This window comes from Pedococcus sp. P2_F6, assembly GCF_056403675.1.
Window position 1 is genome coordinate 1 of the sequence record NZ_JBFUEZ010000005.1, and the last position, 21,185, is coordinate 21,185.

Consider the following 21,185-nt stretch of genomic DNA (forward strand, 5'->3'; position numbering starts at 1 on the left):
GGCCCACCGTTGTTTGACTGGCTGGGGGTTAGCTGCAGCCGCTGGTGCTTCCGCAGCCTTCGCAGACGTAGCAGGAGCCGGCGGGGCGCATCTTGGTGCCGCAGGTGAGGCACATCGGGGCGTCGGCGGAGATGCCCTGGAACTTCTCAAGGAGCTCGGCGGACGAGTGGACCTCGACCGAGACCTCGCGGGCGCTGGCTGCGCCGGCGCCGGACTTCACCGAGTCGGCGTCGAGTGCCTTGCCCTCGACCGTGGGGGTCGAGGTCGCGGCGGCCGGCTTGGTGACGGGGGCGGACTGGCTGAAGTTCTCCAGCTCGTCCTCGAGCTCCTCGTCCGACTCGTCAGCCTCGGTGGCCTGGTAGGACCCGGTCTCGAGCTGACGTGCGCGCTCCTCGGCGGTGTGGATGCCCATGAACGAACGGGTGTCGAAGTCCATGTGGTCCAGCGCCAGACGACGGAACACGTAGTCCATGATCGACTGCGCCATCCGCACGTCGGGGTCGTCCGTGAGACCAGCAGGCTCGAACCGCAGGTTGGTGAACTTCTCGACGAAGGTCTCCAGCGGCACGCCGTACTGCAGGCCGATCGACACCGCGATCGAGAACGCGTCCATCACGCCGGCCAGGGTCGAGCCCTGCTTGCCGAACTTGAGGAAGATCTCGCCCAAGTCGCCCGACTCGTAGGTGCCGGCCGTGAGGTAACCCTCGGCGCCACCGACCGCGAACGACGTGGTCTGCGAGGTCCGGCGCTTCGGCAGACGCTTGCGCACCGGGCGGTACTCGACGACCCGCTCGATCTTCGCCTCGGCCGCAGCCGTGACCTTGTCAGCGGCAGCGTCCTTGGCGGTAGACCCGCCATCGGACAGCGGCTGGCCGACCTTGCAGTTGTCGCGGTAGACCGCGATCGCCTTGAGGCCGAGCTTCCAGCCCTGCATGTGGACGTCCTCGATCTCCTCGACCGTGGCGTTCTCGGGCAGGTTGACCGTCTTGGAGATCGCGCCGGACAGGAACGGCTGGACGGCCGCCATCATCCGCACGTGGCCCATGGCCTCGATCGACCGCGCACCCATGGCGGTGTCGAAGATCTCGTAGTGCTCGGTCTTGAGGCCGGGAGCGTCGATGACGTGACCCTTGTCGGCGATGTACTCGACGATCGCCTCGATGGTCTCGCCGGTGTAGCCCAGCTTCTTGAGCGCACGCGGGATGGTCAGGTTGACGATCTGCATCGACCCGCCACCGACGAGCTTCTTGAACTTCACCAGCGAGAAGTCCGGCTCGATGCCGGTGGTGTCGCAGTCCATCATGAAGCCGATGGTGCCGGTCGGGGCGAGCACCGACGCCTGGGCGTTGCGGTAGCCGTTCTTCTCGCCGACCTTGACCACGTCGTCCCACGCCTTGGTGGCTGCGCGGTGGATCGAGGTGTCCATCGTGTCGAGCGGACGGATCGCGTCGTTGGCGCTCTGGTGCTTGCGCATCACGCGCTTGTGGGCGTCCGCGTTCCGGGCGTACCCGGCATACGGACCGACGACGCCCGCGATCTCGGCGGAGCGCTTGTAGGCGGCACCGGTGAGCAGCGAGGTGATCGCGGCAGCGAGCGAGCGGCCACCCTCGGAGTCGTAGCCGTGACCAGTCGCCATGAGCAGCGCGCCGAGGTTGGCGTAGCCGATGCCCAGCTGGCGGTAGTCACGCGTGGTGTCGCCGATCGCCTCGGTCGGGAAGTCCGCGAAGCAGATGGAGATGTCCATCGCCGTGATGACGAGCTCGGCCACCTGCTGGAACTTCTTGGCGTCGAACGTGTCGTCGTCCTTGAGGAACTTGAGCAGGTTGAGCGAGGCCAGGTTGCACGAGGAGTTGTCGAGCGACATGTACTCCGAGCACGGGTTGGACGCGGTGATCCGGCCGGTCTCGGGGTTGGTGTGCCAGTCGTTGATGACATCGTCGTACTGGATGCCCGGGTCGGCGCACTCCCACGCGGCCTCGGCCATCTTGCGGAACAGCTCGCGGGCGTCGATCGTCTCGATGACCTCACCGGTGTTGCGAGCGCGCAGCCCGAACTCGGTGCCGTCCTCGACCGCCTTCATGAACTCGTCGCTGACGCGGACCGAGTTGTTGGCGTTCTGGTACTGGACACTCACGATGTCCTTGCCGCCGAGGTCCATGTCGAAGCCGGCGTCACGCAGCGCGCGGATCTTGTCCTCTTCGCGCGCCTTGGTCTGGACGAACTCCATGATGTCGGGGTGGTCGACGTCGAGCACGACCATCTTGGCCGCACGACGGGTCGCGCCGCCGGACTTGATCGTCCCCGCGGACGCGTCGGCGCCACGCATGAAGGAGACCGGGCCCGAGGCGGTGCCACCGGAGCTCAGCAGCTCCTTGGACGAGCGGATCCGCGACAGGTTGAGGCCGGCGCCGGAGCCGCCCTTGAAGATGAAGCCCTCTTCCTTGTACCAGTTGAGGATCGAGTCCATCGAGTCGTCGACGGCGAGGATGAAGCAGGCGGAGACCTGCTGGGGGCTGTGCGTGCCGACGTTGAACCAGACCGGCGAGTTGAAGCTGAACACCTGGTGCAGCAGGGCGTAGGTCAGCTCGTGCTCGAAGATCTCGGCGTCCTCCGCGGAGGAGAAGTAGCCGTGGTCCTTGCCCGCCTTGACGTAGGTCAGCACGACGCGGTCGATGAGCTGCTTGAGCCCGGTCTCGCGCTTGTCGGTGCCGAGCGCGCCGCGGAAGTACTTCGTGGTCACGATGGTGGAGGCGTTGACGCTCCAGAAGTCGGGGAACTCGACCCCGCGCTGCTCGAAGATCGTCTCGCCGGTCTTCCAGTTCTGCTGGACGACGTCGCGCTTCTCCCACGTCACCTCGTCGTACGGGTGCACACCAGGGGTGGTGTAGATCCGCTCTACCTTGACTCCCTTGCCGGAAGTCTTCCGGGCACCTGCACGTGCCCCTGCGGTTTCAGTCATTTCTGGTGGCCTCCCTAGCCCCTGGGTGTTTCTACTGTTGATTGTCTCGTGCGGCACTGACAGTGCCGCGATGCTCTGGTGGTGCGTTGCCCTTGGTGGTGCGTCGCCTGTGGCCGTGCTTCTCGTCTGGTCTCTCGTCGTGCGTGGCCGTGCGGGACGGCGGGTATGCCGCGGGGCCTAGCCCGGCGGCATACCCGCCTGGGTCTGTGGTCGCGAGCGCGGCTCCGGCTCGGTGCCGGTGGCGTCGCGCTCGGCGCGCAGCAGGGTGATCGCACCCTCGAAGTCCTCGAGGCTGTCGAAGGCCTGGTAGACGCTGGCGAACCGCAGGTAGGCGACCTCGTCGAGCTCGCGCAACGGTCCGAGGATCGCCAGGCCCACCTCGTGGGCCTCGACCTCGGCCTGCCCCTGCTGGCGGATGCACTCCTCGACCCGCTGGGCCAGGATCGCGAGGTCGTCCTCGGTGACCGGACGGCCCTGACAGGCCTTGCGGACGCCGACGAGGACCTTGCTGCGGCTGAACGGCTCGTTGGCGCCGGAGCGCTTGGTGACCGTCAGGCTCGCCGTCTCGATGGTGGTGAAGCGACGACCGCACTCGGGGCACTGGCGACGCCGGCGGATCGAGCTGCCGTCGTCGGTCGTGCGCGAGTCCATCACGCGGGAGTCGGTGTGCCTGCAGAACGGGCAGTGCATGTCGGTCTCCTCCCGGTGGGGTCTGCTGGTGCGGATCCGGCCCCGTCCTGTGGACGGAACTGGGGACTTGCTGGGGACAACGTGTGGACAACCCGCCCTAGCCTGTGCACTACATGTGGACGAACTACAGCGGTGTAACCACTAGATGTAGGGATAGTGTGCCTCGCTGTGACCTGCGACGCAAGCCGTTCCCCGAAACTTGTGTCGAAGTGTGCATCGCCGCAGGTCAGAGGCTTGTGGCGGCGCGGCGCGACACGCCCAAACTGGTGCTGGTGTGACTGATGTGACGTCAGAGGCGCCCAGATGTGGGGTCTGTCCCGAATCCGCTCCCCCACATGTGGTGCTCCGGCTCGTAGAGGGCCCGTGGAGGGCTCATGGGGGGCTCGTGGGGGCGCTCACTGGCCCCATCCGCAGGCACCCGACGGGAAACCGGCTCACTGCCCGGCGACTGGTGCCTACGCAGAGTGAGGGACCCCTCCCCGGGCGCTCGGGTGCAGCATGGGGCCGTTGCAGGGAACCATCGGAGGAGGTTCTCATGAGCCAGGGAGAGATGAATCGTCGTCAGCTGGTCCGGGCCGCAGCGGGGGTGGCCGCCGGAGGGGTGCTGATCGGGGGCACGGGGGTGGCGTCCGCTTCGGCGGGCGAGGGCCATTCGGGCCGGGGGCTGGTGGGCACGTGGGTGGTGGACCACACCGACGACCCGCCCGCCGAGCCCGACCCGGGGCGGACCCTCGTCAGCCTCGCGACGGGGGGTGTCCTCGTCGCCAACGACCTCAAGCCGCCAGGGCCTGGCGCCACGGGCGCGTGGGCATCGACCGGTCACAACCGCTTCAAGGCCACGGCCTGGGGAGCGATCGCCGGGCAGCCCGGCGGTGATCCCGACGTGACCTTGAGGCTGAAGATCCGCGGCAAGGTGCAGGGGGACACGGTCTCGGGGACCTACCGGTTCACCGTGTTCGCGCCGGACGACAGCATGCTGTTCGAAGGCACCGGGACGTACACCGGCACCCGCCTCGAGGCCTGACAGGAGGGGCGGCGCCGCGTCCCACCTCGGTTACGCCATCGAGAGCAGGAACGCGGCGCTGAACCCCACCACCGTCAGCAGCCCGACGAGGCGTCCGGCGTGCTCCACCGCCTCGGGGACCATCGTGTCCGCGAGCATCGTGAGGATCGCCCCGGCGGCGAACGCCTGGATGGTCGCGACCACGGCCGGATCCGCTCCGTCGAGCAGTACGCGACCGAGCGCCGCCGCGACGGTGGAGGCTGCGGCGACCGCGAGCCACATGCCCATGATGAACCGCGCGCTGTGCCCGGCGGACTTCATCCCCGCTGAGGACGACAGTCCCTCGGGGATGTTGGACAGGAACACCGCGGCGACGACCGCCACGCCCACGCCTCCCCCGCCGATCGTGCTGACGCCGATCGCTGCCGACTCCGGTATGCCGTCGAGCAGGGCTCCGAGCGCGAGCGCGGTCCCAGCCGCGCCGGCTTGCGGGCCGTTGGGGCTCTTGCGCCGGTGCCCGCCGCGGCTGTCGATCCACCAGTCGCCGAGGAAGAACACGACCGACCCGGCCAGCAGCCCCAGGACGGTCGACACTCCCCCTGCCTTGTCGTAGGCCTCACCGGCGAGCTCGAAGGTCAGTGCACTGACGAGCACCCCCGAGCCGATCGCCATGACCCAGCCGATGACGCGCTTGGAGGCGGGCAGCCAGATGCCGGCCGCCGCCCCGATGAGCAGAGCCGCTCCCCCGACGAATCCCCAGAACGCTGCTTCGAACACCCGCGCCTCCTGTCCTCGACCACGCTTGACCTGCGCCGATGCGGCAGCGGGCCCTCGGACCCTACCTGCGCCCAGCTCTCGAGAGGGTGGCAGATCGACCCCTCCGGCGGTGATGGGAGTGGTTTGCCACCCTCTCGACTCGGGCGGGTCGTCTGTGCCTGGTGCTTTGCTGGACTCGTGACGGCAACGGAGACGTGGGAGACGCACCCGGTGACGCCCGACCGGTTCGAGGACTTCGCCGACGTCATCAACAAGAACCGGCGCGCCAACCACTGCTGGTGCCTGTCCCACCGCCTCCAGGCCAAGGAGATCGAGGAGCTCGGCGGGACGGGACCGGGCGCCCGCGAGCGCGCGATGCGCAGCCTGTGCGAGCGCGAGCACCCGCCAGGAGTCGTGACCTACCTCGACGGCGAGCCCGTCGGCTGGTGCAACATCGGCCCTCGTTCGGAGATCACCCGGCTGACGAAGTCGACGCTCATGCGTCCCGTCGACGACCTTCCGGTGTGGAGCATCGTCTGCGTCGTGGTGCGTTCGGGGTTCCGCAGGCGTGGCGTGACGGAGCACCTCATCGAGGGTGCCGTGGCGTATGCCGCGGCGAACGGCGCGCCCGCCGTCGAGGCCCACCCGGTCGATCCCGGCGAGCAGCGGATGGACCTCACGATGGCGTTCGTCGGGACTCGTCACATGTTCGAGAAGGCGGGGTTCGCGGTCGTCGGGACCACCGACGCGGTCGCCAGCAAGCTGCCCCGGCTGGTCATGCGCCGCACCCTCACCTGACTGCCGGCTGCGCGCCACACGTGGCACCTTCGTGCAAACGGACGATGTCGTCCGCAAAGGCACGGAGGATCGTCGGAGCATGGCCACGATTCCCGAGGACGACTGGCGCCGACGGCCCGGCATCTTCTTCGCCGTCAACGTGATCTCGATGGCGGCGCTGCTCGTCGCCGTGCTGATCTACTCCAAGGACCCGGAGCCGAGCCGGCTCTACTGGTCGTTCTCGTTCCAGTCGGTCGTGCCCCTGTGGGTGCCGTGGGCAGGGGCGCTGGGCGGGGCGACGATCAGCCTCGTCGGCATCGTCAAGCACGCCCACAACTGGGACCCCGACTACTACCTGTGGCACCTCGCCCGCCCGCTGCTCGGTGGCGTGTGCGGCACCATCGGCGTGCTGATCGTCGTGCTGCTCATCAAGAGCGTCACCGCCTCCCCCACGACGCCCGCCAGTGGCGGCTCGGCGGCCGCGGTGCCCGTGGCCTACGACGGGCCGGGCATCGCCATCCTGGCCGTGATCGCGTTCGTCATCGGCTTCCGCGAGGAGACCTTCCGGCACCTCATCGAACGCGTCGCCGACGTCATCCTCGGTCCGGGCGCGGCCACGACCAAGGACATCGTCGCCTTCGTGCCTCGCAGCCTCGACCTCACCACGACAGGCACCAACCCAGTGGGCAGCACCGTCCACCTGTTCAACGGCAGCAAGGACGCGCTCGGCATCGCGGCGGGCTCCCTCGTGGTGGAGCCGTCCACGGCCGGCTTCGTCGCCGAGCTCGAGACCGAGGGCGCCATCGCCCCCGGCGACGCGGTCTCCGTGACCGTGACCTGGACGCCGGCCGGCCCCGGCACCGCGACGGCCAAGCTCACCGCACAGCTCGGCGGGTATGCCGCGGACGTCCAGCTGCGGGGAGTCAGTACCTGAGGTCGTGGCTCCGCAACCTCAGCGCCAGGGCGACCAGGCAGGGGAACGTCACGGTGAGGATGACGACGCGCTGGGCCAACCCGGCATACCCGTGCAGTGGGGTATCCTCGCCGATCGCGAAGGCGCCGAGCGTCACGAACCCGACCAACGCCAGCAGCCCCGCGACGAGGGTCCAGCGTGGCAGCACTGTGCCCCATCGCGGATCGGCCCGCAGGCTGTGCGACAGGGCGAGCAGCGCCAGCCCTGAGCTGAGGAAGAAGGTCACGCCGCCGACGAAGTGGTACCCGGGGTCGTAGGCGACGCCTTGGGCGTCCTGCTCGATGGGGAAGGCCGCGGCGATGAACAGTCCGACGCTGCACAGCCCGAGGAGGGGCGGGCCCAGCCGGCTCAGCCGGCTTCGAGCGACACCGCGGTGCATCCCCCCAGCGAACGCCGCCATGAGGACGCCGAACACGACGAAGTTCGCCTGCTGGACCCAGCCGTGCGGTCCGGCCTCGAGGTTGCTCACCGGCTCGCTGACCCAGTCGTAGGTGTCGTGGCGGGCCAGCTGCTGGACGAGGAAGACCGAGGTGAACAGGATCGGGCCCGTGATGCCGGCGAGGGCAGGCCAGTGCAGGTCTGCCGTGCCGGCGTGGGTGGCGCCGCCGGTGGTGGTGGGGATTGCCTTGTGTGGGGAGATCGAGGTGGTCATGGCTGCCTCCTGGTCGGGTGGGTGCTCATGCCCTCGACGCTACGAAGGGCCCGCCTCATCCCGCGTCGGCCGATCCGCCCACTCGCGCACTCACCTGGATGGGTCGATCGACCCATCTAGCCCTTGTTCACGCTGTAGTCGATGAAGGTGGCGTACTCGCTCTGCCGGACGCCCTTGTGGGTCAGCTCGATGTCCTGCTCGAAGCCGTCGAACAGTCGCTTGCCCCCGCCCAGGATGACCGGGGCCACGATGATCGACAGGTCGTCGACGAGCCCAGCGGCCAGGGCCTGCCGGATCACGTCGGCGCCGCCCATCACGTGCACGTCCTTGTCCCCTGCGACGGCCCGCGCCTGCTCGACGGCCTCGGCCAGACCGTCGACGAACGTGAACGCGTCGCCCTCGGGCTGGTCCTCCGGTCGGTGCGTGACGATGAAGAACGGCACGTCCCAGGGGTTCTGGTCACCCCAGTGCCCGGCTGCCTCGTAGGTCGCGCGCCCTCCGACCACCGCACCGAAGTTGGCCATGGCCTCGTCCATCCACGCCTTGTCGACCTCCCCCATCTGGCCGGTTGGCTCCTCGGCATAGGTCCACGGCCCGCCGAACACCCAGTAGTGCAGCCGCTCGCCGCCCTCACCGAGCCCCTTGTCCGGGCCGTCGTCCGGTCCGGTGACGTAACCGTCGACCGACGTCGTGATCCCTGCGATGACCTTGCCCATGACTGCCGCCTTCCGTGGTCCGTGCCCACGGTCGGCGTCGGCCCGGTGTTCGTGTCTCCTGGTGTTCCTGTCAGCAGTACCGACCGGCAACGGTCCACGAACTCATCGGTCCCTCAGGCGGGGCCGCCCTCGCACTGCGCCTTGAGCCCCGCCGACTCCATCGCGAGGTAGCGCTCGGTGAGCCCGTGGTAGAGCCGGCCGACCAGCGAACCCACGATCCCGCTCTGCTCCACCGAGAGGCGGACCCTGCTGCCACCGCCGGGGAGCGCCTCCACCGAGTGCCTCGCCGTGGTGAGCGCCCCGGGGCCGGACGACACCCACGTGAACATCCGTCCGGGGTCGAACTCGGTCACCACCCAGTCCACCGTCGGGACCTTGGGCTGGCTGATCTTGGCGGCCGAGCCCGTCCGCAACGGGCCGTCCTCGAGGCGGCGAACCCAGCGCACCGAGGCGGTCCAGTCCGACCAGTGCTCGACGTCCGTGAGCACCTCCCAGACCCTTTCCGGCGGGGCGGCGATGTCGACGGTCGTGCTCTGCTCCACCCCTCCATGGTCGCGCACCTGTCGGCGGTATTCGAGAGGATGACGCCATGGATCACGCGAGCGTCCTCGCCCAGCGGCTGGCCACCCAGCGGCTCAGCTCGGCGCCGCTGCCCCGCGCCGCAGACGTCGTGCGACTGCTCACGTGTGTGCAGAGCCAGGAGCGCGACCACGCCTTCTTCTCGCTCGCCATGCGCTCCCGCAAGGACCGGTATGCCGCGGTGCAGCGTGAGTTCGACACCGGCGCCTTCCTGCGCACCCACATCCTGCGGCCGACGTGGCACTTCGTCGCTCCCGAGGACCTGCGCTGGATCCTCGCCCTCACCTCGCCGCGCGTGCTGTCGAGCATGGGAGCGCGGCACCGCCAGCTCGGCCTCGACGACACGAAGCGGCTCGGCGACGGGTTCGAGCTGCTGGCAAAACTGTTGCAGGACAAGAACTTTCTCACTCGACCCGAGCTCGGTGAGGCGTTCGTCGAGCGCGGTTCACGCATCAAGCCCGGCGAACAGCTCGGCCACCTGCTCATCGTCGCGGAGATGCGCGGCCTGGTCTGCTCAGGGCCGATGAAGGGTGTCCACCACTCCTACGCCCTCGTCGACGAGGTCATTGCGCCGACACCCGAACGCAGCCGGGACGAGGCTGTCGTGGAGCTGGTCCGACGGTTCTTCAGCGGCCACGGGCCGGCCTCGGTCAAGGACTTCACCCGGTGGGCCACCATGACGGTCAGCGACACCAAGGCAGCGCTCGCACAGCTCGGCGACCACCTGGAGGAAGTGGAGGTCGACGGCATCCCGCACTGGTTCGACCCGACGCAGGTGCGCCGGGTCAGTCGAGGCGCCCCGGCGGCATACCTCTTCCCGACCTATGACGAGGCGGTGCTGACCTATCCGCAGGTGAACTTCTCAGCGCTGCCCGGCCACCCCTATGCCGAACACACCGACCCGTTCTGGGCGAGCGTGGTGCTCGACGGCACCAACGTCGGGCTCTGGAAACGGACCGTGCGACCCGACGCCGTGCAGGTCGAGGTGCACCTCGCTCCTGAGGTCTCGACTCGAGGACGCACCCAGGTCAGGGTGGCGGCCCAGCGCCTCGCTGGCTTCCTTGGGCGCGACCTGTCCCTGGTCGAGAACGAAGGCACCCCGCACCTCTGGGGCGGCGAGCTCGGCCACCCAGCACGCAGGCCGAAGCGGGAGGCGTCGGTGATGCAGCCGACTGAGCCGGCATCGAGCGTGCAGGTGCGGTTGTCGCCCGCCAGCTTGCCGCCGCCCGAGCTCACGCCCGGCAGGGTCGAGTCGATGACCCACCAGTCCCCGAAGGTCCGGTAGCCGCCGCCTTCTGGGAGCACGTTCGGGTTCTGGAACGCGGGGAGGGTGATGAAGGCCTGATATCCGACCGTCACCGTCGCCGTGCCACAGGTGAGCTGCTTGACCCCGCTGAAGACGAGCTGGTTGTGGGTCCGCAGGTCGGCGGCGTTCTCGAGGTCGGTGACCTGGGTGCATGCCGAGAGCGGACCAGTCGCGGCCGTGATGTCGCTGGGTCCGTCCACGAACTGGGTGTCGACGGTGAACGAGGTGGGAGTTCCCGCCGCGGCGATGGCCGGGAGCACCGAGAAGGTCACTGCTCCGGCAGCTGCGGCCAGGGCGGCCGCCATCCGTGTGGTGGTGTGCATGCCGACCACGGTCCTACGAGGTTCGCGCCCAGCGCATCGTGGTTATCGCGTAGCGCGAAATGCGTAGGGCACTCGACCGGCGCGCTCAGTCGGCAGCTGGCGGGTCTCAGCCGACGGCGGGGATGAGCAGCGTCTGACCGGCGTGGACGTTGCTGTCGGTCAGGTCGTTGGCGACCTGGATCTGGGCGACCGCCTCGGCCATGGACAGCTGCGGGAGCTGCTCGACCGCGATCTGCGACAGGGTCTGACCGGACTGCACCGTGGTGGAGTGGTCGATCACGGTGGCGGACGCGCCACCGGAGAACACGGCGATCGCCAGGGCCACGGCCGTCACCACGACGGTGAGCGTGATCGCGAGCCGGGCTGCACGGGTCAGGCGCAGCGGGGCGGCGGGAGCGACGGCGACCTCTGGGCCGGTGGGCACCGAGACCAGGCGGGGGCGAGCCGGGCGAACGGGGACCCGCACCGGTGCGGGGGCGACGTCCCAAGCGACTGCTGCACTCATCAGGTCCTCCATCGTGACGTGCTCTGCTGCGTTCCTCGAACGGGTGTGCGAAGAACTGCTTGACTGATTTCTAGCACGCATGTTCGAATCAATCAAGACACGCGTCGAACACATGTTTGGCACAGGCGTTCGAAGGCCATACGCTGTGTTCATGCCGCTAGCACATCAGAGGGCACTGACAACGGCTCCGCGAGCACCCGGCATACGGCACCTGACCTGCACCTGCACCCGAAACTGCTCAAGTGAGGAAGCGGCATGAGCGACGACAACGTCAAGGAACTGCCCGACCGCGATCGCGGTGACGGGCTCACCGTCCGGCAGCGACGGGTGCTCGAGGTGATCCGCAACTCGGTCGACCGGCGCGGCTACCCGCCGAGCCTGCGCGAGATCGGCGAGGCGGTCGGCCTCACCTCCCCCAGCTCGGTCGCCCACCAGCTCTCCACCCTCGAGCGCAAGGGCTTCCTGCGCCGCGACCCCAACCGGCCGCGCGCCATCGAGGTGGTCTCCCCCGACTCCCCCGCCGACATGCGGGGCTACCGCGGCGGCGCCTCCGCCGAGGACGAGACGGCGACCTACGACGAGACCGGGTCCGGCGACCAGCGCCCGGCTGCGACCTACGTGCCCGTGCTCGGGCGCATCGCCGCCGGTGTGCCCATCCTCGCCGAGGAAACCGTCGAGGACGTCTTCCCTCTCCCCCGGCAGATCGTCGGCGAGGGCCAGCTGTTCCTCCTCCAGGTCGTCGGCGACTCGATGATCGAAGCCGCGATCTGCGACGGCGACTGGGTCGTCGTCCGCCAGCAGCCCACGGCCGACAACGGAGACATCGTCGCGGCGATGCTCGACAACGAGGCCACCGTCAAGACCTTCAAGCGCAAGGACGGCAAGGTGTGGCTGATGCCGCACAACGCCGCCTTCGACCCCATCGACGGAGACCACGCCACGATCCTCGGCAAGGTCACGGCGGTGCTTCGTCGGGTCTGAGCTCGACGCTCAGGTCCGGCGACGTGTGCCGCGGAGCGCCTCGTGCGCTCCGCGGCACACGTGCGTGCAGGCGCGTCGTGGGGCCGGCACGAGTCGACCCATCATCCGTTCGGCTGATGGCTCATTCGCCCGAATGGACTGAAGCGGACCTCGCGGGCCCGTGTGCGTCACGTGCCCCGTAACAGGCGACTCGCACGTGCGTTCTCTACACATGGAGGCCCAACCCGACCCCGATCTCACCGACCAGGTGCTGGGGTCCGAGATCGAACTGCTCGCGGACCTGATCGACGCCGCGAGCCACGCCTGCTCGCAGCTGAACCTGGACCAGATCGACGCGGCTCTCGGGATCTGTCGGGCACAGGGTCAGCTCCCCGCCCAGTCCCCCGCCCATTCCCCCGCTCAGTCACCCAGCGCGTCGAGGTAGTGCGTGATCTTGGTGGCGAAGCGTTCGCCGCCGTCACCCTCGGCCCACAGCTCCCACAGCTCGTTGTCGTCTGACTGCATCGCCCGGTGCAGTGCCCGGGTGGCGAGCTCCTCCAGCTGTTCGTCCACCTCGATGGGTTCCTCGTCGACCCACCAGGGCACATTGCGTTCGCCCACGACGGATTCGAAGTCGTCGCAGGCAGCCACGAGCACCGCTGCGGCCACCGCCTGCGACATGGTCGGCGCCTCGATGTACCCCCGCGCGCGGACCACTTGGTCGAGGGCCGCCTCGACCCGCTTGCGTCGCACGTCCTGCTCGGACTCCTCGAGCTCGTCGAGCAGGTCGAGTGCGTCGTCGTTCTCGAACGGCCCGGCTCCGGTGGCGCCCATCTCCCAACCTCCACAGCGTGCGAACGATGCTCCTTCGAGGGTGCCAAGAGACGCAGCGACACGCCAGTCCTACTCGTGCGGAGTCATCCGTTGGTACCAGGCCGTGTCGACGTAACGACCGAACTTGTGTCCGACCTCGTGAAGCACTCCCACCCGCTCGAAGCCGCACGCGACGTGCAGCGCCACGCTGGCGTCGTTCGGTAGGGCGATCACGGCCACCTGGGTGTGCACCTCAGGTGCGGCGTCCAGCCGCGCCAGCAGCGCGGCATACAAGGTCCGTCCGAGGCCGAGACCGCGCGCGCCCTCCGCGAGGTAGACCGACACCTCCTTGGTGCCGTCGTAGGCCGGCCGCGGGCGAAAGGCACCGGAGAACGCGTACCCGAGCAGCTGCTCGTCCGCGCAGGCGACGAGGACGACGTTGCCGACGTTGCCGGCACCGGTGGCGGCGAGCTTCTCACCGAGGTATGCCGCGCCGCGGGGTTCGGTGTCGAAGGTCGCCACCGAGGTGCGGACCTGCTCGTCGTAGACGGCGGCCATCGCGGGGAGGTCCGCCGGCGTCGCGTCACGGACGACGATTGCGCGGCCGCTGTCCGGGGCAATGCTGCTCATATCGGCGATGCTAGGGGGATGAGCGACGAGCACGGCCACCGCCACGACCACAGCCACGGGACGCACGACTCGGCTGAGGCTTCGAAGCTGCCCGACCCCGACCGCGGTGGGCCGACGGACCGACAGGCCTTGTGGGACGAGCGGTATGCCGCCCACGAGCACGTCTGGAGCGCGACGCCCAACGCCGAGGTGGAAAGGATCGTGGGCGCCTGGCCGCCCGGTCGCGCCCTCGACCTCGGCGCCGGCGAGGGCCGACACGCCGTGTGGCTGGCCTCGAAGGGCTGGCGGGTCACGGCGGTCGACTTCTCGGCGGTGGGGCTGGCCAAGGGCGAGAAGGAGGCCTCCAGTCGCGGGCTCCGGATCGACTGGGTGGTGGCGGACGCCCGGTCCTGGCACCCGGCGCCCCTATTCCTCTTCGACCTCGTCCTCGTGTCGTACCTCCACCTGCCCTCCGACGTGGTCTCCCGCACCCGGACGTGGCTGACGCCGGGCGGTGCGCTGGTGGTCGTCGGCCACGGCCTGCGCAACCTCACCGAAGGGGTCGGCGGCCCGTCCGACCCGGCGCTGCTGCACACACCCGAGCAGCTGCGGGCGGCGGCCGGGGACCTGGACGTCGAGCGCTGCGAGGAGTACGTGCGGCCCACCGAGCAGGGCGACGCGATCGACGTGGTGCTGATAGCCCGGCGACCGGCGTGAGGTTCGTCAGGCGGCCAGCCGGCTGAGCAGTTCCTCGAGGGTCGGGGCGAGGGGCGCGTCGAGCTGCACGGTGGCCTCGCCGTCGCCTCGGGTTGGTCCGCGGGTGATGATCGCGACCGGGATGTCGAGCGCTGCCGCACGGCGGACGAACCGATAGCCGCTCATGACCTTGAGGCTGGAGCCCAGGACGACCAGCGCGCTGGCCTGCTCCGTGAGGCGAAAACACTTCTCCACCAACGGTTTCGGCACGGACTCGCCGAAGAACACGACGTCTGGCTTGAGCGTGTCGTGACCGCAGACCAGGCACAGGGGTGTGCGGAAGGCGGCCACGTCGAGGTCGTTGAGGACGATGTCGCCGTCCGGACGGATCTCGTCGCTGGTCACCGTGTAGGTGGGATTGGCCTCGCGCATCCGGTCGTCGAGGTCCCAGCGGGAGGTGCGGTCGCCACAGGTCAGGCAGACGACCCGCGCCAGTGACCCGTGCAGCTCCTCGACGTCGGTGGCGCCGGCGCGCTGGTGCAGGCCGTCGACGTTCTGGGTGATGACCGGGCCGACAAGCCCGCGGCCCTGGAGCCTCGCCACGGCCTCGTGGCCCGAGTTGGGCTCGGCCCGGTTGAACCGCTGCCACCCCACATAGCTGCGCGCCCAGTAGCGCTGCCTCGCCTCGGAGGACCCCAGGAACTCGGCGTACTGCATGGGGGTCACGCGGCGCGTGCCGTCAGGGCCCCGGTAGTCGGGGATGCCCGAGTCGGTCGAGATGCCGGCGCCGGTCAGGACGAGGACGTTGCCGCGCTCCAGCAGGGCGGCGACCGCGGCCAGCTCGTCGGCCGCGGGCGCCTGTTCGGTCACGGCGGCGGTCTGCGTCACGCGGCAAGGGTACGTCGGGTCAGGACCTGCCGAGGAGTCGGCGCTTCGCCGAGTCGACCAGGGCAGCACTCGCCACCTGGGGATCGGCCACCTCGTCGTGCGGCGGAACGGCCGGGGTGTCGCGGGTGACGAGCTCTGGGGAGTGCGCCCGGACCTGGGCGTCGGCCACGAGGTAGCCGTGGCGTTCGAGGATCTGCTGCTCCGCTGGGCTGAAGGCATCGAGGTCGGTGCGGACGGCGTTGACCAGCTCGGTCGTCTCGCGGGGGTAGGAGCCGTCGACGACCGTGTCGAGCGCCCACGACGTGCCGCGGAGGACGCCTCGCGCATAGCTGGCCTGGAGCCACCGACTGCGGACCGACTGCCCGCCGTTGGTGGCGATGCCGAGGATGCGCAGCGTCCGGCCGACGACGGTCCGCTCCGTGCGCGCGCGGAAGACTCCCCCGCCATCACTGACCAGGACCGTGGCGTGCCGCTTCCAGACGGGCTCGAGCCCGAGGTTGTCGTAGATCCCGCCGTCGGTCAGCCGGATGCGCCGCATGATCGAGGCGCGCTCCTGCTCCGACTCGAGGCCGCGGTGTCCCCCCGTGAGGTGCATCGCCACCCCGTCCACCACCATCGGCGCGAAGAACGGCGGGAAGGCGCAGGAGGCCGCCACGATGTCGGCGATCCGCAGCCCGGCCGGCGGCGCGGCATACCCCAGCCGGTAGTCCCCCACCCGCCCGTGGGGATGGTGGGCGGTCGGGCCCTCGAACACCCAGTCGACGCCGTAGCCGATCTCGGTCGCGCCAGTCACGACTCCGGGACCACCAGTGTCGTTGTCGCGCAACGGTTTCGACCACCAGGGGACGACTTCGGCGAGTTCGTCGGCCAGCGCCCGGACGGCCGCGTCGGGGCCGAACCACTTCCACGGCCTGACCCTGGACAGCAACGCCGGCGTCCGGACGTTGCGGGAGGCGAGCCGCTGCAGGGGCATGGCCACGCACTCCTCGAAACCCTCGACGATGCCGCCCGCCGCCGGGAACCGGAGCTCGGGGTCGGCGAGCAGGTTGGCCACGATCGAGCCGCCGGAGACCCCACTGATGGTGGTGAGCTGCGACAGCACACCGAGCTCGTTGAGCCGGCGAACGGCACCGAGGTGGAACAGGGCGGCGCGGTAGCCGCCACCGGACAGGCAGAGCGCCACGCCTGTCCGGTGCGGCGCCGCGGCCCCCTGCGGGTATGCTGCGTCTGTGGGGCCAGGCGCGTCGCTCTCGGTGGCTGCGCGCTCGTTCGCGTGCGTGGTGCTGGTGGGCTCAGGCTTCATCGTGGACCGATGAAAGCAGAGGCCGGCGACACCCGCCCGTCGGCATGGCTCGGCGACTTGTTGCCGGCAGATCGTCACCAGACCCCCCAAACGCGGCTCCCGTGACCACCAGCCGGCAACAAGTCGCAGGCGCCCCCACCTGTTGCCGGCAGATCGTCTCCAACCCCCCAAACGCGGCTCCGCTGACCACCAGCCGGCAACAAGTCGCAGGTGGTGGGTCCCCCTGGCCGGCATCATCCATCACGATGCCATCAACAACTAACCATCTTGATAACGAACAGTTATGCTTCATCCATGATCGACGCCGCAGGTCTCCGTGTCATGAAGGCCATCGCCGACGAGGGCAGCTTCACCGGGGCTGCGCTGTCCCTCGGCTACTCCCAACCCGCGATCTCGCAGATGGTGCGCCGCCTCGAGCAGCGCACCGGCACCGTGCTGGTCGAACGAGTCGGCCGCAACGTACGCCTGACCGAGGCCGGACAGGTGCTCGCGCGCCACGCCGTTGGCGTGCTGTCCGCCCTCGATGCCGCCGAGGAGGAGGTCGCCGCCATTGCGGGCCTGCGCGCCGGACGGGTCCGCCTGATGGCGTTCCCGTCCAGCTCGGCCACCCTCGTCCCGCGCGCGCTCGCCCTCGTGAAGAAGCGCTTCCCCGACGTCCAGGTCACCTTCACCGAGGCCGAACCCCCGGAGTCGCTCGCTGCGCTCAAGGCCGGCGAGTGCGACCTCGCGGTGGCCTTCGCCTACGAGGGCACCGACGTCGGCCGCGGAGAGGAGGACATGGAGCTCTTCGTGACCCACAAGCTCCTCGACGACGAGGTCCGCCTCGCCCTCCCCCGCGAACACCCGCTCGCGACGCTCGACGTGGTGGACCTGTCCGCCCTGGCCCAGGAGAACTGGATCGCGGGGTGCCCGCGGTGCCGTGGCCACCTCCTGCAGATGTGCGCGACGGCCGGGTTCTCCCCCCACGTCGGGTTCGAGACCGAGGACTACGTTGCCGTGCTCGGGCTGGTCGCCGAAGGCTTGGGCGTGGCGCTCATCCCCGACCTCATCCTGCGGACGGCCCACCACCACGATGTGGTCACCCTGCCGATCAACCCGGCCTCGCGCCGGTCCATCAGCGTGGTCACCACGGCCGACCTGCAGCGCGTCCCGGCCGTCCAGGCCACCATCGAGGCCCTCGTCGAAGCCGCGAAGGCCAAGCCCCGCGTCCTCGCCAGCACCTGACAGGCCGAACGACGCTGGGGCCTCCCGACGGCGGTCGGCCCACTGTCGCTGACGGGTCTGCTCATCGGCGGCGCCAGGTGACCGCCACGTCGTCCCCCTGCGCAACCACGGCGACGTCCCCGCGCTGGTCGGTGCGATAGACGGCATACCCGTTGTGTCGCAAGACCTCCAGAGCCTTGAGTGATGGGTGACCGTAGTCGTTGTCCTTGCCCACGCTGATCACCGCGACAGGCGCGCGGACCGCCTCCATGAGGCCCTCGTCGAGGTTTCCGGAGCCGTGGTGGGCCACCTTCACGACGTCGAAGCGTGACGCCTGCGCCGACATCGACGGGCTGCGCCGCAGCTCGAGGAGCACGGCGTGGGCCCCTTCTCGCTCCACGTCGCCGAGGAGCAAGAGGTCGACTGGGCCGGACCGCACCGCCAGCACCACGCTGGCGTTGTTGGGCACGGAACCCGACGCGATCCGTCGGGCCGGCCATCACACGTCTGCCGTGACTCCCGTCCAGGCCAGGTGGTCGCCGGCATAGAGGTCACGGATGGGTATGCCGCGCGCCCCGGCCCACGCCTGCACCTCCGTCCACTGGTAGGGCGGTTCATGCACCGGGCTGGCGAGGATCTCGCGGACCTCGCGGCCTGCCAACGCACCGGGGAGCCCGTCGACGTGGTCGGCGTGAAAATGGCTCAGGACAACCGAATCCAGCACTGATATGTCGAGACGGCGCAGGCAGGAGTTGATCGCGACGGGATCCGGCCCGGCATCCACGAGCACCGCGTGACCGGGAGTCGTGGCGAGCACGAGCCCGTCGCCCTGCCCGACGTCGCAGGCCACGAGGCGCCAGCCGGGTGGGGGCCAGGTGACCGCCGAGGTCGGGGCCGCTGCCGCGAGCACGAGCAGGCACACGCTGGTGGCGATGACCGGGTGGAGCCTGACGCGGTGGCTCCCCCACCTGCCGCTGAGGAGGACGAAGACGGTCAGGACCGTCAGCAGGATCGCTCCAGGCGCACCGTCCGGCCACGGCAGGGTGCCGCCGGGGACGGTGGCACAGGTACGGGCGACTCGGGCGATCCCCAGTGCCGGCACCGCCCCGACCCAGCACAGGATCCTCGCCCCGAACGGCCAGATCGGGGCCACGGTCGCGGCAGCCACCCCGGTGACGGTCGCGGGGGCGACCAGCGGAGCAGCGAGCAGGTTGGCCAGCACGCCGACGACCGACACCGAGCCTTGGAGCAGCACGACCACCGGGGCGCACATCGCCTGTGCCGCAACGGGAATGGCCATCGCAGGCCCCCATCCCTGGATGCGGCCCGGGAGCCGGCGCCCGATGGCTTCTCCCCAGCTGCGGGTGAAGAGCAGCAGCCCCAGGGTGGCGAGGGTCGAGAGGGCGAAACCGTAGGACCGGCTGAGCCAGGGGTCGACGACGAGCAGGACGACCACCGCCGCAGACAGGACGGGTATGCCGGCCGCTCGCCTCGACCGGCTCAGCCCGATCAGCCCGATGGTCCCCATCGTCGCGGCCCGGATGACGCTGGGTTCCGGCCGGGCGAGGACGACGAAGCCGGCCAGCACCAGAACCGCCACCAGCGGGCGCCAGCGACGTCGCACGCCAGCCAGCGACGCGCCGCCGAGAGCGCATGCGAGGACGATGGCGACGTTGCTGCCCGATACGGCGGAAAGGTGGGTCATACCGGTCGCGAGCATGGCGTCGGTGAGGTCCTGTGGCGTGTGGCTGGTGTCCCCGATGACGAGTGCAGGCAACAGGCCACGCGCATCGGGGGGCAGCGGGGCTGCCGCCTCACGCATTCCCGACCGCAGGTGTTCGGCCGCCCTGGCGACCAGGCCGGGCGCAGCGAGCGAACGAGGCGTGCCCCGGGGTCGCAGGACCGCGACGACGTCGTCCCTGGTTCGGCCGCGAGCAGGATGCCTTGGACCCGGACCCGCTCGTGCCAGCGCACAGCCTCCCAGCGCTGGTCACCCATCACGAGGACCGGTGTCGACACCCGCGCAACGCGGCCTCGTCCCGTGACCTCGTCGACGCGCAGCGTGAGGCTCACGGTCGCGCCGTCGAGACGGCGGCCACCGACGACCACGGGATCCCTGGTCACGACACCGGACACGGTCACTGAGGCCTGCTGCGCCGCCAGGGACCGGATCGGGCCCGCCTCACGCGAGGACACGTGGGCAGCCGTCGCCGCGAGCACGAGCGCCACGGCAGCCAGGACCAGTCCGCCCAGCCCCGCGCCGCGCCGCCGGGAAACAGGTCGGGGCAACCACCAGACCAGGACGGCCGCGAGACCAGCGCTGACCGCGGACGCGACGACCAGGAACGGAGGTCGGACACCGAGCGTGGCGGCGCTGACCGCCCACGCCGTCACCGCGGGAACCAGCAGGCGCAGATCAAGTAGCCGAGGCTGGTCGACGCCCCGCCGCAGCGCTCCGGCGCTCCGGCTCACACCGTCACCTTGGGTTGCAGTGCGGCGAAGATCTTCTCCCCGATCCCGCTGACCTCCCCGAGCTCGTCGACCGAGGCGAATCGTCCGTGTTCGGTGCGCCAGTCGATGATCCGCTGGGCCAGGACCGGGCCGACGCCCGGCAGCTCTTCGAGGTCGGCAGCGGACGCGGAGTTGAGGTTCACCCTGCCGGAAGCCGCCGCGCCCGCGCCCGCGCCCGCGCCTGCTCCCGCGCCCGCGCCTGCTCCCGCGCCTGCGCCTGCTGTGCCAGCCCCCGCGACCACGACCTCGCCGGGCTTGGGCACGCGGAGCTGCTCGCCGTCGACCAGCGGTCGAGCCAGGTTGATGGCCGCGAGGTCCGCCCCCTTGCGAACCCCGGCCTTGGCCACGACGTCGGAGACCCGGGACCCGGCGGGCATGGTGAACACACCAGGGCTCTCCACCTGGCCGACGACATGCACCGTCAGCGTGCCCACAGGTGGTCCACCACCACCGGAGGCCGTGCTCGACGAGGCGAACCCGCTGCTGGTCGGCCCCCTGTTCCCGAGGGCCGACCCCGACTGTGACGGCGCCACCACCTGGGGCGTGCTCGCCGCCCTGGCCCAGGCCACGCGGGCTCCGAAGCCCACTGCCGCCACGAGCACCACCAGCAGGAGACCGGCCGCCGCGGCACGCGGCCCGCTGAGCCGGGCGCCCCGCAGGGACGCAGGGATGGTCAGGAACCGGGGGCCGGGTGGGACAGGACGGCGGTGGCGACCACCCCGTACGCCGCTGGCCGGGCGCGACGGGCCACTGGCTGGCTTGGCCGCCGCCGTCTCGATCCACGTGCGCTCCGGCAGCCAGGGGACGACCTCGGGCCGTGGCGACCCAATCGCCGGAGGCTCACGCGCGCGGTCTGCGGCCTCCAACAGGGCCCGCGCGCGGGCTGAGGTTTCCGACGGTCGGCGACGGGACGGCATACAGGCACGCTAGGAAGCCGACCAGGCACGCGACACGTCGTCGCAG

At 70.2% G+C, this 21,185-nt stretch carries 23 protein-coding genes; 8 read left to right on the forward strand and 15 right to left on the reverse strand.

The window, feature by feature from the left end:
• Positions 1-28 precede the first annotated feature (28 nt).
• On the reverse strand, positions 29-2,959 hold the full coding sequence (locus AC1DWP_RS15125; protein ID WP_477615317.1) for a vitamin B12-dependent ribonucleotide reductase: 2,931 nt from the start codon (positions 2,957-2,959) through the stop codon (positions 29-31).
• Between the two features lie 177 nt (positions 2,960-3,136).
• Entirely contained in the window at positions 3,137-3,649 is a 513-nt protein-coding gene (gene nrdR, locus AC1DWP_RS15130; RefSeq protein WP_477615318.1) for a transcriptional regulator NrdR, read from the reverse strand.
• Positions 3,650-4,184: 535 nt separating this feature from the next.
• On the opposite strand from nrdR, the gene AC1DWP_RS15135 reads away from it, so the two are divergent.
• Positions 4,185-4,673, forward strand: coding sequence for a hypothetical protein (locus AC1DWP_RS15135; protein WP_477615319.1), 489 nt, complete (start codon positions 4,185-4,187; stop codon positions 4,671-4,673).
• Positions 4,674-4,703: 30 nt separating this feature from the next.
• Here AC1DWP_RS15135 and AC1DWP_RS15140 read toward each other — a convergent pair whose 3' ends face one another.
• A complete protein-coding gene (locus AC1DWP_RS15140; RefSeq protein WP_477615320.1) occupies positions 4,704-5,429 on the reverse strand; it encodes a ZIP family metal transporter in 726 nt (241 codons plus the stop codon).
• Positions 5,430-5,606: 177 nt separating this feature from the next.
• On the opposite strand from AC1DWP_RS15140, the gene AC1DWP_RS15145 reads away from it, so the two are divergent.
• A complete protein-coding gene (locus tag AC1DWP_RS15145; protein ID WP_477615321.1) occupies positions 5,607-6,206 on the forward strand; it encodes a GNAT family N-acetyltransferase in 600 nt (199 codons plus the stop codon).
• A 79-nt stretch (positions 6,207-6,285) separates the two neighbouring features.
• A complete protein-coding gene (locus AC1DWP_RS15150; RefSeq protein ID WP_477615322.1) occupies positions 6,286-7,119 on the forward strand; it encodes a hypothetical protein in 834 nt (277 codons plus the stop codon).
• Here the strand turns inward: AC1DWP_RS15150 and AC1DWP_RS15155 are convergent.
• From AC1DWP_RS15155 to AC1DWP_RS15165, 3 genes are all read right to left on the reverse strand, one after another.
• Entirely contained in the window at positions 7,109-7,810 is a 702-nt protein-coding gene (locus AC1DWP_RS15155; RefSeq protein ID WP_477615323.1) for a DUF998 domain-containing protein, read from the reverse strand. The genes AC1DWP_RS15150 and AC1DWP_RS15155 overlap by 11 nt on opposite strands.
• 116 nt (positions 7,811-7,926) lie before the next feature.
• The gene (locus AC1DWP_RS15160) at positions 7,927-8,526 is read right to left on the reverse strand and encodes a dihydrofolate reductase family protein (RefSeq protein ID WP_477615324.1); all 600 of its coding nucleotides are present in this window, start codon (positions 8,524-8,526) and stop codon (positions 7,927-7,929) included.
• A 113-nt stretch (positions 8,527-8,639) separates the two neighbouring features.
• Positions 8,640-9,068 (reverse strand): SRPBCC family protein, encoded by a 429-nt coding sequence (locus AC1DWP_RS15165; protein ID WP_477615325.1) that lies wholly within the window; start codon positions 9,066-9,068, stop codon positions 8,640-8,642.
• 47 nt (positions 9,069-9,115) lie between these two features.
• Between AC1DWP_RS15165 and AC1DWP_RS15170 the strand changes: the two genes are divergently transcribed.
• A complete protein-coding gene (locus tag AC1DWP_RS15170; RefSeq protein ID WP_477615326.1) occupies positions 9,116-10,390 on the forward strand; it encodes a winged helix DNA-binding domain-containing protein in 1,275 nt (424 codons plus the stop codon).
• Positions 10,391-10,840: 450 nt separating this feature from the next.
• On the opposite strand, the gene AC1DWP_RS15175 is transcribed toward AC1DWP_RS15170, so the two are convergent.
• Positions 10,841-11,239 carry a LysM peptidoglycan-binding domain-containing protein gene (locus AC1DWP_RS15175; RefSeq protein WP_477615327.1) on the reverse strand — a complete coding sequence of 133 codons (399 nt, stop codon included), beginning with the start codon at positions 11,237-11,239 and terminating at the stop codon, positions 10,841-10,843.
• Positions 11,240-11,494: 255 nt separating this feature from the next.
• Between AC1DWP_RS15175 and lexA the strand changes: the two genes are divergently transcribed.
• A complete protein-coding gene (gene lexA / locus AC1DWP_RS15180; RefSeq protein ID WP_477615328.1) occupies positions 11,495-12,220 on the forward strand; it encodes a transcriptional repressor LexA in 726 nt (241 codons plus the stop codon).
• Between the two features lie 211 nt (positions 12,221-12,431).
• On the forward strand, positions 12,432-12,644 hold the full coding sequence (locus tag AC1DWP_RS15185) for a hypothetical protein (RefSeq protein ID WP_477615329.1): 213 nt from the start codon (positions 12,432-12,434) through the stop codon (positions 12,642-12,644).
• Here the strand turns inward: AC1DWP_RS15185 and AC1DWP_RS15190 are convergent.
• Positions 12,620-13,033: a DUF4259 domain-containing protein gene (locus AC1DWP_RS15190; protein ID WP_477615330.1), complete on the reverse strand. Its 414-nt coding sequence runs from the start codon at positions 13,031-13,033 to the stop codon at positions 12,620-12,622. The genes AC1DWP_RS15185 and AC1DWP_RS15190 overlap by 25 nt on opposite strands.
• A gap of 69 nt (positions 13,034-13,102) precedes the next feature.
• Positions 13,103-13,642 carry an N-acetyltransferase family protein gene (locus AC1DWP_RS15195; protein WP_477615331.1) on the reverse strand — a complete coding sequence of 180 codons (540 nt, stop codon included), beginning with the start codon at positions 13,640-13,642 and terminating at the stop codon, positions 13,103-13,105.
• Positions 13,643-13,660: 18 nt separating this feature from the next.
• Between AC1DWP_RS15195 and AC1DWP_RS15200 the strand changes: the two genes are divergently transcribed.
• The gene (locus tag AC1DWP_RS15200) at positions 13,661-14,338 is read left to right on the forward strand and encodes a class I SAM-dependent methyltransferase (protein WP_477615332.1); all 678 of its coding nucleotides are present in this window, start codon (positions 13,661-13,663) and stop codon (positions 14,336-14,338) included.
• 6 nt (positions 14,339-14,344) lie between these two features.
• On the opposite strand, the gene AC1DWP_RS15205 is transcribed toward AC1DWP_RS15200, so the two are convergent.
• Both AC1DWP_RS15205 and AC1DWP_RS15210 read right to left on the reverse strand, forming a co-directional pair.
• Positions 14,345-15,205, reverse strand: coding sequence for an NAD-dependent protein deacetylase (locus AC1DWP_RS15205; protein ID WP_477615333.1), 861 nt, complete (start codon positions 15,203-15,205; stop codon positions 14,345-14,347).
• Positions 15,206-15,224: 19 nt separating this feature from the next.
• Positions 15,225-16,508 carry a patatin-like phospholipase family protein gene (locus tag AC1DWP_RS15210; protein WP_477615334.1) on the reverse strand — a complete coding sequence of 428 codons (1,284 nt, stop codon included), beginning with the start codon at positions 16,506-16,508 and terminating at the stop codon, positions 15,225-15,227.
• Positions 16,509-16,802: 294 nt separating this feature from the next.
• Between AC1DWP_RS15210 and AC1DWP_RS15215 the strand changes: the two genes are divergently transcribed.
• A complete protein-coding gene (locus AC1DWP_RS15215; protein ID WP_477615335.1) occupies positions 16,803-17,732 on the forward strand; it encodes a LysR family transcriptional regulator in 930 nt (309 codons plus the stop codon).
• Positions 17,733-17,793: 61 nt separating this feature from the next.
• Here AC1DWP_RS15215 and AC1DWP_RS15220 read toward each other — a convergent pair whose 3' ends face one another.
• From AC1DWP_RS15220 to AC1DWP_RS15235, 4 genes are read right to left on the reverse strand one after another with little or no spacing between them, the layout of a single operon-like run.
• Complete coding sequence (locus tag AC1DWP_RS15220) at positions 17,794-18,180, reverse strand: ComEC/Rec2 family competence protein (RefSeq protein WP_477615336.1); 387 nt, start codon at positions 18,178-18,180, stop codon at positions 17,794-17,796.
• Positions 18,181-18,210: 30 nt separating this feature from the next.
• Positions 18,211-19,488, reverse strand: coding sequence for a ComEC/Rec2 family competence protein (locus AC1DWP_RS15225; RefSeq protein WP_477615337.1), 1,278 nt, complete (start codon positions 19,486-19,488; stop codon positions 18,211-18,213).
• On the reverse strand, positions 19,413-20,183 hold the full coding sequence (locus AC1DWP_RS15230; RefSeq protein WP_477615338.1) for a hypothetical protein: 771 nt from the start codon (positions 20,181-20,183) through the stop codon (positions 19,413-19,415). Before AC1DWP_RS15230 ends, AC1DWP_RS15225 begins: the two co-directional genes overlap by 76 nt.
• Entirely contained in the window at positions 20,180-21,139 is a 960-nt protein-coding gene (locus AC1DWP_RS15235; RefSeq protein WP_477615339.1) for a ComEA family DNA-binding protein, read from the reverse strand. Before AC1DWP_RS15235 ends, AC1DWP_RS15230 begins: the two co-directional genes overlap by 4 nt.
• Between the last annotated feature and the right edge of the window lie 46 nt (positions 21,140-21,185).